Genomic DNA, 13202 nt, shown 5'->3' on the forward strand with positions numbered 1-13202 from the left:
GTCACACCCGTTCCCATCCCGAACACGGCAGTTAAGCTCTTCAGCGCCGATGGTAGTTGGGGGTCTCCCCCTGTGAGAGCAGGACGCCGCCTGGCAACAAGAGAAAGAGATGACACTACGTCATCTCTTTTTTTTATATGTTGAAAAGGAGATCTGATGAAATGAATCATTCTTCCATGCCGATGATCGATGCATTACAGAAGCATATACAGAAAGATCCTGTTTCTTTTCATGTTCCGGGACATAAAAACGGATTGCTGGCCTCATGGACGGATCTTTCGTTGGACGTAACTGAGCTCACAGGTCTTGACGATCTTCATGCGCCGGAAAGCTGTATCAAACAAGCGGAAACGCTGCTGGCTGACGTGTATGATGCACATGAAAGCAAATTTCTGGTGAACGGGAGTACAGTAGGAAACCTGGCGATGATCTTAGGGACCATTTCCATAGGAGATACTGTACTGGTTCAGCGCAATTGCCATAAATCTATTTTAAATGCGTTAAAGATGGCAGAAGCTTATCCGGTATTTCTTCAGCCAAAAATGGACGATCGAACAAAAACGGCCGTTCTGATGTCAGCTGATACGCTGACACAAGCATTTAAAGCCTACCCGGAAAGCAAAGTCGTCATTTTTACGTATCCGACGTATTATGGAATGACTGGCTCTTTTCAAGAACTGGCGGCCATCGCGCGGTCACATGGAGCGCTGGTGCTTGTTGATGAAGCACATGGAGCTCATTTGAGTGCACAGGTGATTCCTCAAGTGAAAAGTGCGCTGCAGATGGGGGCTGATCTCGTCGTGCAGTCTGCGCATAAAATGCTGCCGGCAATGACAATGGGCGCATTTCTTCATATTCAATCGGAAGACATTGACCGGGAAAGGATTCATTTTTATTTGCAGGCGCTACAGTCCAGCAGCCCGTCCTATCCGATTATGGCATCACTTGACTTTGCCCGTTCGTATCTCGCTTTATACAGCCAGGCGGATTATGCGTATGCGCTGAAGGTGAAACGGAACATTGTTCAGCTTCTTCAATCAAAGGGGCTTGTATGCCTGTCAGTCGATGATCCGTTTAAACTGCTGGTAAGAGCAAATGGCTTAACCGGGTTTGGCCTGCAAGCGCTGCTTGAGGAAAAGGGTGTGTATGCGGAATTAGCTGATCCGTATCAAGTGCTGCTTATTTTTCCTCTGTTAAAAGAAGGGGAAGCTTCGTTTGAGCAGAAGCTGGCAGAAAAACTGTTCTCTTTCGTTTTGCCTGATGATCGGCTGGCGGTGCCGTTTTTAGACGTTCCTCCATCTGATCGTGTAACGGTGCTCTCATTGCCTTATAATGAGCATAAGCAGCACCAGAAAGAAGCCGTGTCGTTTACAGAAGCGGTGGGCAGCATCGCAGCAGAGATGATTATTCCGTATCCGCCGGGCATCCCGCTCGTCATGGAAGGCGAATGCTTATCGGATGCGCATATTCAGGCGATTCAATGGCTGCAGGAGAATGGAGCCCGTTTTCACGGTGGACACCAATTAACGGAACAAAAGATTGTTGTTTTTCGGAAGGAGAATTGATATGTCAGGACTATTTATTACAATAGAAGGACCCGAGGGAGCCGGTAAAACGACCGTCCTCGACCGAATTGTCAAAGAGCTTGAGCGAAGAAAGCTGCCGATTATTCAGACAAGAGAGCCGGGCGGGATTGCGATTGCGGAACAAATCCGCTCGGTCATTTTAAATAAAGAAAACACAGCGATGGATGCGCGGACGGAAGCTCTTTTATATGCGGCTGCCCGCCGCCAGCATTTAGTAGAGAAAGTCATCCCCGCACTTCAAGCGGGAGCAATCGTCCTGTGTGACCGGTTTGTGGACAGCTCTCTCGCTTATCAAGGAGAGGCGAGAGGACTCGGAATGCACGAGGTCGGCTCGATCAATGACTTTGCGATTGATGGCGTCATGCCTTCATTAACACTGCTATTTGATGTAAGGCCGGAGGTAGGTCTTGCGCGTATTCATCAGCATGACGGCCGAGAGGTGAACCGGCTGGACCTGGAAGACCTTTCTTTTCATGAAAAGGTGAGAAAAGCTTATTTAAAGCTCGCCGAAGCAAACAAGAACCGAATGGTCATCATTGACGCGGAACAGGAAGAAGAACGCGTTTTTCAGGATGCACTTGCCGAAATTGAAAAAGTACTCGGCTAAAAGATTTGGTATAATAAAAGAAATCCTGTGAGAGGGGAAGATAGTATGAAATTAATTATGGCGGTTGTACAGGATCAGGACAGCAATAAGCTGTCACAGGCATTGATTAATCATCAGCTTCGTGCAACAAAGCTTGCATCAACAGGCGGTTTTTTAAAAGCGGGCAATACGACGTTCATGATCGGTGTTGAAGATGAGCGGGTGCAGGAAGCGCTTGATGTGATTAAGAAAAATTGCCAGTCGCGCGAGCAGGTGGCCCCTCCCGTATCGCCGATGGGCGGCAATGTTGATGCGTATGTACCGTATCCAGTTGAGGTGCCGGTTGGCGGTGCAACGGTCTTTGTACTTCCAGTTGAGCAGTTTCATCAATTTTAAAGGGCGTGGATCACGTGTCTAATTCGTGGAAAGAAGCAGAAGAGCGCCAGCCGGTTGTGATGAGGATGATTGAAAACAGCCTGCTGCGCGATCGTGTCGCTCATGCCTATTTGTTTGAAGGAGATCCGGGTACAGGCAAAAAAGCAACGGCGCTCCTTTTTGCCAAAAGCTTGTTTTGCCTCCAGCCGGAGGAACAAACAAAGCCGTGCAACTCGTGCATTAACTGCCGCCGGATTGAGCACGGGAACCATCCGGATCTTCACTTGATTGAGCCGGATGGCTTGTCGATCAAAAAAGAACAAATCCAGTTTTTGCAGCAGGAGTTTAAGAAAACAGCGGTTGAATCAAGCTGGAAAGTATATATTATTAATCAGGCGGATAAAATGACGGCCAGCGCGGCGAACAGCTTGCTTAAGTTTTTAGAGGAGCCGTCCGCCAACACGGTCGCCTTTTTATTAACAGAACAAATGAATCGTGTGCTGCCGACGATTTTATCCCGCTGTCAGCAGCTGACATTTAAGCCGATGGACTCGAATGAGCTGAAGCAGCGGCTGATTGAGCGTGAAATCAGCATTCCAATGGCTTCTGTTGTGTCGAAGCTGACCAATCACCAGGAAGAAGCGATTGAATGGGCAAAGGATGAGTGGTTTGCACAGGCGCGTTCAATAGTGTTAAAATTGTATGAAGGTCTAAAAGGCGGAGGGCTGTCGGCCATTGTTTCGCTTTCAGAAGACTTTCATTCACATTTTAAAGAGAAACAGCAGGTCAGTCTTGCCCTTGATCTTTTCGTTTTGATCCATAGGGATTTGCTTTCCATTATGACTGATGAGCAAGACAGTCTGGCATTTCCTGATCGTCTCGCCATGCTACAACAGGACGCATTGCCGTTATCTGCGGAACAGCTTGCAGAACGGATGGCGTTCATTTTAGAAGCGAAACGAAAACTCAACAGCAACATGAATCAGCAGCTGCTGATGGAGCAGCTTTTGTTAAAGTTACAGGGGGGACACGCCTTTGTGTAATGTAGTAGGTGTACGCTTTAAACAAGCGGGTAAAATATATTATTTTGATCCGGGAGATCTCAGCATTCAGCTTGAGGACCATGTCATTGTGGAAACGGTCCGCGGCGTTGAATATGGGCATGTCGTTGTCGGACCAAGAGAAGTCGATGAAGATGATGTTGTTCTGCCATTGAAGAAAGTGATTCGCACAGCTGACCAGAAGGACCGCCTGGCGGTTCAGGAAAACAGTGAGGCAGCGATTCATGCGTTTGATACATGCACAAGCAAGATTTCTGAGCACAAGCTTGATATGAAGCTTGTCGATGTGGAATATACATTTGACCGCAACAAGGTTATTTTTTATTTCACAGCGGATGGGCGCGTTGATTTCCGCGAGCTGGTAAAGGATTTAGCGTCTATTTTCAGAACACGGATTGAGCTGCGCCAGATTGGTGTTCGCGATGAAGCGAAAATGCTTGGCGGTATTGGACCGTGCGGACGGATGCTTTGCTGCTCTACTTTTTTAGGTGACTTTGAGCCGGTGTCCATTAAGATGGCGAAGGATCAAAACCTGTCCTTGAATCCGGCAAAGATTTCTGGACTGTGTGGACGTCTGATGTGCTGTCTGAAGTATGAAAACGATGAATATGAAGATGCGCGCCGTGAACTGCCGGATGTGGGCCAGAGAGTACAAACACCAAGCGGCAACGGCCGTGTAACCGGGTTGAATGTTTTGGAAAGGCTCGTACAGGTGCACATCCCGGAATTAGAACGGACGCTTGAATTCTCATCAGATGAGATCGGGAAAGAAGGAGCCGTTTCTGTGAAAGCAGGTGATTGATGCGGTGGAAAAGTTAGATAAAAAAGGCATTTTTGACTCAGTCAGCCACATGGAGCTTCAAATAGGAGAGCTTTATCAGCAGCTCGGTGAAGTGAAAATGCAGCTGGCTGAAATCCTGGAAGAAAACAATTCACTGACGCTTGAGAATGATCATCTGCGCCGCCGCCTTGAGGAGCTGGAGCGTGATCAGGGGCGAAAACCGTCAGGAGCTGTGAATGTACAGGCACGCGGAGCGGATATCGGTGAAGGGTACGATAATCTGGCCCGTTTGTATCAGGAAGGCTTCCACATTTGCAGTGTGCATTTTGGCAGCCCGCGCAAGGATGAAGACTGTTTGTTTTGTTTATCCTTTTTAAATAAAAAATAAAAAAAGAGTGAAGCCTTCCTTTTCATGAGGAAGGTTCTTTTGTGCAAAGGGAGTACCATGGTATGGTTGAATTAAAGCATGATGAGCGGCTTGATTATTTGCTGGCGGAGGAGCTGCGGATCATTCAAAGTCCGTCCGTTTTTTCATTTTCACTGGATGCTGTGCTATTAGCCCGGTTTGCGTCTGTCTCTAAATCGCGGGGCTCTATCGTCGATCTCTGTGCAGGAAATGGCGTGGTACCGCTGTTAATGTCAGCGAGAACGAGCATGCCGATCACCGGGGTGGAAATACAGGAGCGCCTGTACGATATGGCCATTCGCAGTGTGGACTACAACAAGCTTCAGCACCAGATCCATATGGTGCATGACGATTTAAAGCAAGCGCCTGATTTCCTCGGGAAGGAAAAGCATACGCTCGTCACATGCAATCCGCCGTATTTTTCAACAGCGTCTAAAAATGAAATAAATCCGAACGAGCATTTCGCCATTGCCCGCCACGAAATTATGTGCACACTCGAAGACTGCATTCAATCGGCTTCGCGTCTGTTAAAGCAGGGCGGCAAAGCGGCGTTCGTTCACCGGCCGGGCCGCCTGCTGGATATTGTGACATTGATGAGGGCCTACCGGATAGAGCCGAAGCGCATCCGATTTGTGTATCCGAAAGCAGGCAACAAAGAAGCGAATACCGTTTTGGTTGAAGGCATTAAAGACGGGGCGCCTGATTTGAAAATTTTGCCGCCGCTTTTCGTTTATGATGAAAAAGGCGATTATACAGAGGAAGTGAGGACCCTCTTATATGGAGATGAGCCACCATTTTTACGTTCTTAAGTGCAAGGACGGCTCTCTTTATGCCGGGTATACAAACGATGTACCCAAGCGTTTGAGTACCCATAACGCGGGAAAAGGAGCAAAGTATACGCGCGCCCGGCTGCCTGTTGCGCTTATTCACCATGAATCGTTTGAAACAAAGCAGGAAGCGATGCGTGCAGAATACGCTTTTAAACAGCTTCCGCGCCGGAAAAAAGAAGCGTATTTAAAGAAAAGGGGTGTGGCGGTTGAATTCGCAGAAAAGCTTTGATAAAGAAGAAGGGCTGCTGTATCTCGTTCCGGTGCCTATCGGGAATTTAGAGGATATCACTATACGAGCTATTCGCATCATGAAGGAAGCCGACGTGATTGCGGCAGAAGATACCCGCAATACAAAAAAGCTGTGCAATTACTTTGAGATTGCGACACCGGTCGTCAGCTACCATGAACATAGCAGTGAAGCGGCAGGCCGAAAGCTGATTGACCGCATTTTGGGCGGGGAAACAGTGGCGCTTGTCAGCGATGCCGGCACCCCGTGTATTTCCGATCCGGGTCACGATCTTGTTCTGATGGCCATTGAATCGAGCGTAAGCGTCGTGCCGCTTCCAGGTGCTAATGCGGCGGTGACCGCTTTAATTGCATCCGGCCTGACGCCTCAGCCGTTTTACTTTTACGGCTTTTTAAGCCGAGGCAAAAAAGAAAAGAAAAACGAGCTTGAGAAGCTGGCAGGTATGCAGCATACATTTATTTTATACGAGTCGCCGCATCGCTTAAAAGAAACACTTGCCTTAATGGAAGAATATCTTGGAGCAGAACGGAGAATCGTCTTAAGCCGCGAGCTGACGAAAAAGTTTGAAGAATTTTTGCGCGGAACGATTGAGGAAGCAGTGAAATGGTCGGCCGAATCAGAGATTCGAGGCGAGTTTTGCTTAATTGTTGAAGGCAGCGGCAAAGAGCCGGCTGCAGAAGCAGAAGTGAGCTGGTGGCAGGACTTGTCCGTTGAAGCGCACGTGGATCATTACGTCGACGAAAAAGGCTTGAAGTCAAAAGAAGCCATCAAGCAGGTGGCAAAGGACCGAAATGTACCCAAGCGGGACGTGTACGCTGCTTACCATATATGAAAAAAAGGTGCCTGTTTGAGGCACCTTTTTGTGTGATCTTATTTTCCTTTTGCAAACGCGTCTTCGATTTCTTTCATCAAAATCTCAGCGCCTTCGTGGCTAAGGATTAGTTTGCCGTCAGCAAGCTTAATGTTGTCATCTGATACTTCGCCTGTTACCTGGCAAGTCATGCTTGGCTTGTACTTTTTCAAGATGATTTTGTCGTCATCTACATAAATTTCCAAAGCGTCTTTTTCAGCGATGCCTAAAGTGCGGCGCAATTCGATTGGAATAACAACCCGTCCTAATTCGTCTACCTTACGTACAATTCCTGTTGATTTCATTTAAAAAAACCCCTCTCTAATATATGTGCTTTATCCAAATGGCCTTGTATACATTCATTCGTCAGCATTCGACAAAATACTTACCCTATGACGTAATTGTACCAAGTGTTGCCATAAACGTCAACAAATAAAATCTAATTCTTCAATTAACTGTAAAGGCTTCATCCCTTGATAAATCAACGTTTTTAGACAAATGGTGCAAAAAGGCAAAAAAATATTTTTGAAACTTGTCGAAATATGTCGAATAAAATCGAATGTTCGACAAAGAAATCCGTTAAAAAAAAGGGCATCTTATTTACATTTATTCGTATATGGGAGAAAATAAAAGAAGTGACTAAAAAAGCATGGGTACCTATTAGTGAAATGCTTTTTAAGGAGGACTTTTCAGTGACTGAGCATAAAAAACCATTTTATTTAACGACCCCTATTTATTATCCAAGCGGCAACTTGCATATTGGACACGCGTACACAACCGTTGCGGGAGACGCAATGGCACGCTACAAGCGCCTGCGCGGGTTTGATGTGATGTATTTGACAGGCACGGATGAGCACGGCCAAAAGATTCAGGAAAAAGCGGATGAAAAAGGCGTGACACCGCAAGAATATGTGGATGACATTGTTTCCGGCATTAAAGACCTTTGGAACACCATGCACATTTCCAACGATGATTTTATCCGGACAACAGAGGAACGCCATAAAAACGTGGTGGAGAAGATTTTTCAGCAGCTTCTCGATCAGGGGGATATTTACCTCGGAGAGTACGAAGGCTGGTATTCCGTTCCGGACGAAACCTTTTATACTGAAACACAGCTGACGGATAAAGAAGTAAACGAGCAAGGCGAAGTCGTAGGCGGCAAAAGCCCGGACAGCGGCCACCCGGTAGAAAAAGTGAGAGAAGAATCCTACTTTTTCCGGATGAGCAAGTACGCGGACCGGCTCCTCAAGTATTATGAGGAAAACCCGACCTTCATTCAGCCGGAATCCCGTAAAAATGAAATGATCAATAACTTCATTAAACCGGGCCTTGAGGATTTGGCCGTATCACGAACTACATTTAATTGGGGCGTAAAGGTGCCGGGCAATCCGAAGCATGTTGTATACGTTTGGATCGACGCGCTGTCAAACTACATTACGGCGCTTGGCTACGGAACGGAGAACAATGAAAAGTTCAATCAGTACTGGCCGGCGGATGTGCACCTTGTCGGCAAGGAAATTGTCCGCTTCCACACGATTTATTGGCCAATTATGTTAATGGCGCTTGATTTGCCTCTTCCGAAAAAAGTATTCGCCCACGGGTGGCTGCTGATGAAGGACGGGAAAATGTCCAAATCAAAAGGAAATGTTGTCGATCCGGTTACGTTAATCGACCGCTACGGCCTGGATGCGCTTCGGTATTACTTGCTTCGTGAAGTGCCGTTCGGCTCCGATGGGGTTTTTACACCGGAAGGCTTCGTTGAGCGGATTAATTACGATCTGGCCAATGATCTGGGCAATCTGCTCAACCGGACGGTCGCAATGATCAATAAATATTTCAACGGTGAAATCCCTGCCTACAGCGGATCAGAGGGCGAGTTTGAAAAGGCACTCGTTGACATAAATGAAAAAACCGTTCGTGATTACGAAGAAGCGATGGAAAACATGGAGTTCTCCGTTGCGCTCACGTCGCTCTGGCAGCTTGTGAGCCGGACGAACAAGTACATTGATGAAACACAGCCATGGGTGCTGGCGAAGGAAGAGGAAAAAGAAAAGCTCGGTACAGTGATGTATCACCTGGCTGAATCGTTGCGCCGCGCTGCGGTTTTGCTAACGCCATTTTTAACAGGCACACCGTCGAAAATCTTTGAACAGCTTCAGCTGACGGATGAAAGCCTGCAAAACTGGGATAGCCTTTCCGCATTCGGTGCGATTCCTGCGGGTGTACACGTTGTGAAAAAAGGCGAACCGATTTTCCCTCGTCTTGATATGGAAGAGGAAATTGCGTTTATTAAAGAAAAAATGCAAGGGCCGGCGCCTGCTGTGGAAGAAAAACCGGTGGAGGAGTATGCGCCTGTTGCAGAAGAAATCAGCATTGATGACTTTATGAAGATTGATCTTCGTGCCGCAACCGTCATCGAAGCGTCTCCTGTGAAAAAAGCGGATAAGCTGTTGAAGCTGCAGCTGGATCTCGGCTTTGAAAAGCGTCAGGTCGTGTCAGGCATTGCCCAGCACTACAAGCCGGAAGAGCTCGTCGGCCGCAAAGTGGTAGTCGTCGCCAACTTAAAGCCGGTCAAGCTGCGTGGAGAGCTTTCACAAGGAATGATTTTAGCCGGCTCAAAAGACGGCATTTTAACACTGGCGGAAGTGCCGGAAAATCTGCCAAATGGAGCTAGAATTAAATAATTGTTTCACGTGAAACAAAAGGTGGGATAACATGCTATTCGATACACATGTTCACTTAAATGCAGAACAATTTGAAGAAGATGTGGAAGAAGCAATTCAGCGTGCAAAGGAAGCGGGCGTAAGCCGCATGGTGGTCGTCGGCTTTGACCGGCCGACCATTACCCGTGCAATAGAATTGGTTGAACAGCATGAAGCATTATATGCGGCCGTTGGCTGGCATCCAGTCGACGCGATTGATATGAAGGACGAGGATTTAGCGTGGATTGAAGAGCTGTCGTCACATCCGAAAGTCGTCGCGCTTGGAGAAATGGGTCTCGATTATCATTGGGACAAATCGCCGAAGGACGTACAAAAGGATGTGTTCCGCCGTCAAATCCGCCTGGCTAAAAAGGTCAATCTGCCAATTGTTATTCATAACCGCGATGCGACGCAGGATATTGTGGACATATTAAAAGAAGAAGAGGCAGCTGACGTGGGCGGCATTATGCACTGCTTCAGCGGCAGTGCTGAAACGGCGCTTGAATGTGTGAAAATGAATTTCTATATTTCACTGGGCGGTCCAGTCACGTTTAAAAATGCGAAAAAGCCGAAGGAAGTCGCCCAGGCGGTGCCGCTCGATAAGCTGCTGATCGAAACAGACTGTCCGTATTTAGCGCCTCATCCTTATCGGGGCAAACGCAATGAGCCGGCGTATGTGAAGCTGGTGGCAGAAGAAATCGCAGCATTAAAAAACGTATCGTACGAGGAAGTGGCAGAGGCAACAATGCACAATGCCAATCGATTGTTTCAATTACATTAAGCAGGAGGCTCCCGGCAGCCTCCGCTTTTTTACATGCACGGGAGGGAAAATGAAAGTAAAAGAAATCATTGTTGTTGAAGGAAAAGATGATACAGTCAAAATTAAGTTGGCTGTGAATGCAGATACAATTGAAACGAGAGGTTCAGCGGTCGATGACCGTGTGATCGAGCAAATTCGGCATGCACAGCAAACGCGGGGAGTCATTATTCTGACGGACCCGGACTATCCGGGACAGCGGATTCGCAGCTTGATCGATCAGCATGTTCCTGGCTGCCGTCACGCTTTCCTGCCTAAATCGGCAGCCATTGAAAAGCATGGCCGGGGTGTCGGCGTCGAGCATGCATCTATTGAAGCGATTCGTAACGCGCTGCGCGATGCCCAGTATATGCAGGATGAAGCCGAGGAGCAGATTACAAAGGAAGACCTGGTAGCCGCCGGGCTGGTTGGCGGTCCGGTTTCGTCAGCCAGACGGGAAGCGCTCGGCCAAAAGCTGAAGATCGGCTATGTGAACGGAAAACAGCTGCATAAGCGGCTGCTCATGTTTCAAATTACAAAGCAGCAATTTGCTGAAGCATTACAAGAAGTATTGGAGGAGGAACAAGGATGAAGGATATCGCGACACCGTCCCGGACAAAAGATATATTGGCCCGGCACGGGTTTTCATTTAAAAAAAGCCTCGGCCAAAACTTTTTAATTGACCCGAATATTTTGCACCGGATTACAGAAACGGCTGGATTAACGAAAGAAACCGGTGTTATTGAGATTGGCCCGGGCATTGGCGCCCTGACGGAGCATTTAGCCCGCGCGGCCGGGAAGGTTGTAGCATTTGAGATTGATCAGCGCCTGCTGCCTATATTAGATGAAACGCTTGCGCCGTATGACAATGTCAAGGTGATTAACGAGGATGTCTTAAAAGCAGACGTCAAAACGGTTGTGGAGCAGGAATTTGCCGGCTTTGAACGGCTGATGGTCGTCGCAAACCTTCCGTATTACGTGACAACGCCGATTATTATGAAGCTGCTTGAAGACAAAATACCCGTCAACGGGTTTGTCGTCATGCTGCAGAAGGAAGTTGGGGACCGTATCTCAGCCAAGCCTTCTTCAAAGGAATACGGCTCGCTTTCTATTGCGGTTCAATATTATACAGAAGCGTCTATTGCTTTTATTGTACCGAAAACGGTCTTTATGCCGCCGCCAAATGTCGATTCGGCTATTGTCAAGCTTGATGTGCGGGAACAGCCGGCTGTGCAGGTGGAAAATGAGGACTTTTTCTTTCAAGTGACCCGAACGTCCTTTGCCCAGCGCCGGAAAACCATTTTAAACAACCTGGTCAACGGCCTCCCGGGCGGAAAAGAAAAGAAAGATCATCTTCTCGCTGCGCTGGAAGAAGCTGAAATCGACCCGTCCAGACGGGGGGAAACGCTGTCTCTCGCTGAATTTGCCCGCCTGACGCAGGCGTTGGAAGCGAACGGGATCGGAAAAGGATAAACTGCTCTGAAAAAAGAGCGGTTTTTTTTATTGAAGTGGGAAATACTAGCGTTATCGAAAAAAATCGGTATTTGGCGAGTAAAAGATATTGACATTGATTGACGACGCTGATAAAATATTTTATTTGTTTGACTAAAATAACAGTTTGTGCTACACTAAACATAGTGAGGTGGATGCAGATGCCGAAAACATTAGCTGACATAAAGAAATCGCTTGATAGTCATTTAGGTAAAAGATTGATGTTGAAAGCAAATGGTGGACGACGTAAGACGATTGAGCGTTCCGGTATTTTGACGGAGACGTATCCTGCTGTTTTTGTCGTAGAACTTGATCAGGACGAGAATTCATTCGAACGCGTTTCATATAGCTACGCGGATGTGCTCACTGAAACAGTTGAACTGACATTTGAAGATGCAGCGGCAGGCAGCGCAGTATAAATAGCTTGCTTTTTTCATAAAGCAGCACACCGGGGAGCCGGCTCAGAAGATTCAAATCGAATCTTTTGAGCCGGCTCTTTTTCTTTGTGATAAAATAAGACAATAATTTATTGTGAAAACGCGAAGTAGGTGGAATGAAATGAAATTGATGATAAAAGCGCCGGCAAAAATAAACCTGACGCTTGATGTATTGCACAAAAGGCCGGATGGCTACCATGAAGTAGAAATGATTATGACAACGGTGGATTTAGCTGACCGGCTGGAGCTCGAAAGCTTGGAGAAAAATGAAATCCGCATTATCTCCCACAACCGCTTTGTTCCGGATGACAGCCGTAATTTAGCGTACCAGGCTGCAAAGCTGTTAAAGGAACGGTATCACATTAAAAAGGGTGTTTCGATTCAAATCGACAAGATCATCCCGGTGGCGGCAGGGCTTGCAGGCGGCAGCAGTGATGCGGCGGCTGCGTTAAAAGGCTTAAACCAATTATGGGATCTCGGACTGTCTCTCGATGAGCTGGCGCAGCTTGGCGCGGAAATCGGGTCGGACGTATCCTTTTGTGTATACGGGGGCACAGCGCTTGCAACGGGACGGGGAGAAAAAATCGAACATTTGCCGTCTCCGCCCAACTGCTGGGTGGTGCTGGCCAAGCCGACCATCGGCGTTTCGACAGGTGAGGTGTATAAAAACCTGAAGCTTGACCGGATGAAACGGCCGGATACAAGAGCAATGATTGAAGCGATTAAAGAAAATAATTATGAGAAAATGTGCCGGAATATGGGGAACGTGCTGGAATCTGTCACGCTGCAGGCGCATCCGGAAGTGGCATTGATTAAAGAGCAAATGATTCGGTTCGGAGCAGACGCCGTGTTAATGAGCGGGAGCGGTCCGACTGTTTTCGGCTTAATCCGCCACGATTCAAGGATGCATCGTGTCTACAATTGCCTTCGTGGATTTTGTGATCAGGTGTACGCAGTCCGAATGCTCGGCGATGGGGATCTGGTTGATTAAAACCGTATATTAAGATATATTATAATTAAAATATTCGGTTTTACTCCCTGGGAGGTTTAAATA

The 13202-nt window shown here is 47.4% G+C and carries 16 protein-coding genes and 1 rRNA gene; 16 read left to right on the forward strand and 1 reads right to left on the reverse strand.

Translation table 11 applies throughout. The annotated features are described in order from the left end of the window. The 10 genes from rrf to rsmI form a co-directional block, all read left to right on the forward strand. Positions 1–95, forward strand: a 5S ribosomal RNA gene (gene rrf / locus BW952_RS18145); the annotation flags it as partial. 66 nt (positions 96–161) lie between these two features. Next, positions 162–1565, forward strand: a complete 1404-nt coding sequence (locus tag BW952_RS18150; RefSeq protein WP_045850843.1) for an aminotransferase class I/II-fold pyridoxal phosphate-dependent enzyme — start codon at positions 162–164, stop codon at positions 1563–1565. Between the two features lies 1 nt (position 1566). Further along, positions 1567–2193 carry a dTMP kinase gene (gene tmk, locus BW952_RS18155; protein ID WP_045850844.1) on the forward strand — a complete coding sequence of 209 codons (627 nt, stop codon included), beginning with the start codon at positions 1567–1569 and terminating at the stop codon, positions 2191–2193. Positions 2194–2238: 45 nt separating this feature from the next. Continuing rightward, positions 2239–2568 carry a cyclic-di-AMP receptor gene (locus BW952_RS18160; RefSeq protein ID WP_045850845.1) on the forward strand — a complete coding sequence of 110 codons (330 nt, stop codon included), beginning with the start codon at positions 2239–2241 and terminating at the stop codon, positions 2566–2568. Positions 2569–2582: 14 nt separating this feature from the next. Further along, positions 2583–3590, forward strand: coding sequence for a DNA polymerase III subunit delta' (gene holB, locus BW952_RS18165; protein ID WP_076496373.1), 1008 nt, complete (start codon positions 2583–2585; stop codon positions 3588–3590). Next, complete coding sequence (locus tag BW952_RS18170) at positions 3583–4410, forward strand: PSP1 domain-containing protein (RefSeq protein WP_045850846.1); 828 nt, start codon at positions 3583–3585, stop codon at positions 4408–4410. Before holB ends, BW952_RS18170 begins: the two co-directional genes overlap by 8 nt. A 49-nt stretch (positions 4411–4459) precedes the next feature. Beyond that, positions 4460–4777: a DNA replication initiation control protein YabA gene (gene yabA / locus BW952_RS18175; protein ID WP_045850886.1), complete on the forward strand. Its 318-nt coding sequence runs from the start codon at positions 4460–4462 to the stop codon at positions 4775–4777. Positions 4778–4839: 62 nt separating this feature from the next. Continuing rightward, positions 4840–5604 (forward strand): tRNA1(Val) (adenine(37)-N6)-methyltransferase, encoded by a 765-nt coding sequence (locus BW952_RS18180; RefSeq protein ID WP_045850847.1) that lies wholly within the window; start codon positions 4840–4842, stop codon positions 5602–5604. Continuing rightward, positions 5573–5854 carry a GIY-YIG nuclease family protein gene (locus BW952_RS18185; RefSeq protein WP_045850848.1) on the forward strand — a complete coding sequence of 94 codons (282 nt, stop codon included), beginning with the start codon at positions 5573–5575 and terminating at the stop codon, positions 5852–5854. The genes BW952_RS18180 and BW952_RS18185 overlap by 32 nt, the downstream gene beginning before the upstream one ends. After that, complete coding sequence (gene rsmI, locus BW952_RS18190; protein WP_414735802.1) at positions 5832–6704, forward strand: 16S rRNA (cytidine(1402)-2'-O)-methyltransferase; 873 nt, start codon at positions 5832–5834, stop codon at positions 6702–6704. The genes BW952_RS18185 and rsmI overlap by 23 nt, the downstream gene beginning before the upstream one ends. A 38-nt stretch (positions 6705–6742) precedes the next feature. On the opposite strand, the gene BW952_RS18195 is transcribed toward rsmI, so the two are convergent. Continuing rightward, positions 6743–7027 (reverse strand): transition state genes transcriptional regulator AbrB, encoded by a 285-nt coding sequence (locus BW952_RS18195; protein ID WP_045850850.1) that lies wholly within the window; start codon positions 7025–7027, stop codon positions 6743–6745. 363 nt (positions 7028–7390) lie between these two features. Between BW952_RS18195 and metG the strand changes: the two genes are divergently transcribed. From metG to ispE, 6 genes are all read left to right on the forward strand, one after another. Further along, complete coding sequence (gene metG / locus BW952_RS18200; protein ID WP_076496376.1) at positions 7391–9406, forward strand: methionine--tRNA ligase; 2016 nt, start codon at positions 7391–7393, stop codon at positions 9404–9406. Between the two features lie 31 nt (positions 9407–9437). Further along, positions 9438–10205 carry a TatD family hydrolase gene (locus BW952_RS18205; RefSeq protein ID WP_045850851.1) on the forward strand — a complete coding sequence of 256 codons (768 nt, stop codon included), beginning with the start codon at positions 9438–9440 and terminating at the stop codon, positions 10203–10205. 49 nt (positions 10206–10254) lie between these two features. Continuing rightward, on the forward strand, positions 10255–10812 hold the full coding sequence (gene rnmV, locus BW952_RS18210; protein WP_045850852.1) for a ribonuclease M5: 558 nt from the start codon (positions 10255–10257) through the stop codon (positions 10810–10812). Beyond that, on the forward strand, positions 10809–11693 hold the full coding sequence (gene rsmA, locus BW952_RS18215) for a 16S rRNA (adenine(1518)-N(6)/adenine(1519)-N(6))-dimethyltransferase RsmA (protein WP_045850853.1): 885 nt from the start codon (positions 10809–10811) through the stop codon (positions 11691–11693). Before rnmV ends, rsmA begins: the two co-directional genes overlap by 4 nt. Before the next feature lie 179 nt (positions 11694–11872). Further along, positions 11873–12130: a biofilm formation stimulator Veg gene (gene veg / locus BW952_RS18220; protein WP_045850854.1), complete on the forward strand. Its 258-nt coding sequence runs from the start codon at positions 11873–11875 to the stop codon at positions 12128–12130. A 139-nt stretch (positions 12131–12269) separates the two neighbouring features. Further along, entirely contained in the window at positions 12270–13139 is an 870-nt protein-coding gene (ispE, locus tag BW952_RS18225) for a 4-(cytidine 5'-diphospho)-2-C-methyl-D-erythritol kinase (protein ID WP_045850855.1), read from the forward strand. Positions 13140–13202: the final 63 nt, after the last annotated feature.

Source organism: Domibacillus enclensis, assembly GCF_900156125.1.
GTDB classification, from domain to species: domain Bacteria; phylum Bacillota; class Bacilli; order Bacillales; family Domibacillaceae; genus Domibacillus; species Domibacillus enclensis.

Excerpts from the sequence above, each read along its gene's own strand:
- rnmV (WP_045850852.1), top strand. The coding sequence starts at position 10,255 with ATGAAAGTAAAAGAAATCATTGTTGTTGAAGGAAAAGATGATACAGTC.
- veg (WP_045850854.1), top strand. The coding sequence starts at position 11,873 with ATGCCGAAAACATTAGCTGACATAAAGAAATCGCTTGATAGTCATTTA.
- BW952_RS18205 (WP_045850851.1), top strand. The coding sequence starts at position 9,438 with ATGCTATTCGATACACATGTTCACTTAAATGCAGAACAATTTGAAGAA.
- BW952_RS18185 (WP_045850848.1), top strand. The coding sequence starts at position 5,573 with ATGGAGATGAGCCACCATTTTTACGTTCTTAAGTGCAAGGACGGCTCT.
- BW952_RS18195 (WP_045850850.1), bottom strand. The coding sequence starts at position 7,027 with ATGAAATCAACAGGAATTGTACGTAAGGTAGACGAATTAGGACGGGTT.
- yabA (WP_045850886.1), top strand. The coding sequence starts at position 4,460 with ATGGAGCTTCAAATAGGAGAGCTTTATCAGCAGCTCGGTGAAGTGAAA.
- BW952_RS18160 (WP_045850845.1), top strand. The coding sequence starts at position 2,239 with ATGAAATTAATTATGGCGGTTGTACAGGATCAGGACAGCAATAAGCTG.
- tmk (WP_045850844.1), top strand. The coding sequence starts at position 1,567 with ATGTCAGGACTATTTATTACAATAGAAGGACCCGAGGGAGCCGGTAAA.
- BW952_RS18150 (WP_045850843.1), top strand. The coding sequence starts at position 162 with ATGAATCATTCTTCCATGCCGATGATCGATGCATTACAGAAGCATATA.
- ispE (WP_045850855.1), top strand. The coding sequence starts at position 12,270 with ATGAAATTGATGATAAAAGCGCCGGCAAAAATAAACCTGACGCTTGAT.
- rsmA (WP_045850853.1), top strand. The coding sequence starts at position 10,809 with ATGAAGGATATCGCGACACCGTCCCGGACAAAAGATATATTGGCCCGG.
- BW952_RS18180 (WP_045850847.1), top strand. The coding sequence starts at position 4,840 with ATGGTTGAATTAAAGCATGATGAGCGGCTTGATTATTTGCTGGCGGAG.
- metG (WP_076496376.1), top strand. The coding sequence starts at position 7,391 with ATGCTTTTTAAGGAGGACTTTTCAGTGACTGAGCATAAAAAACCATTT.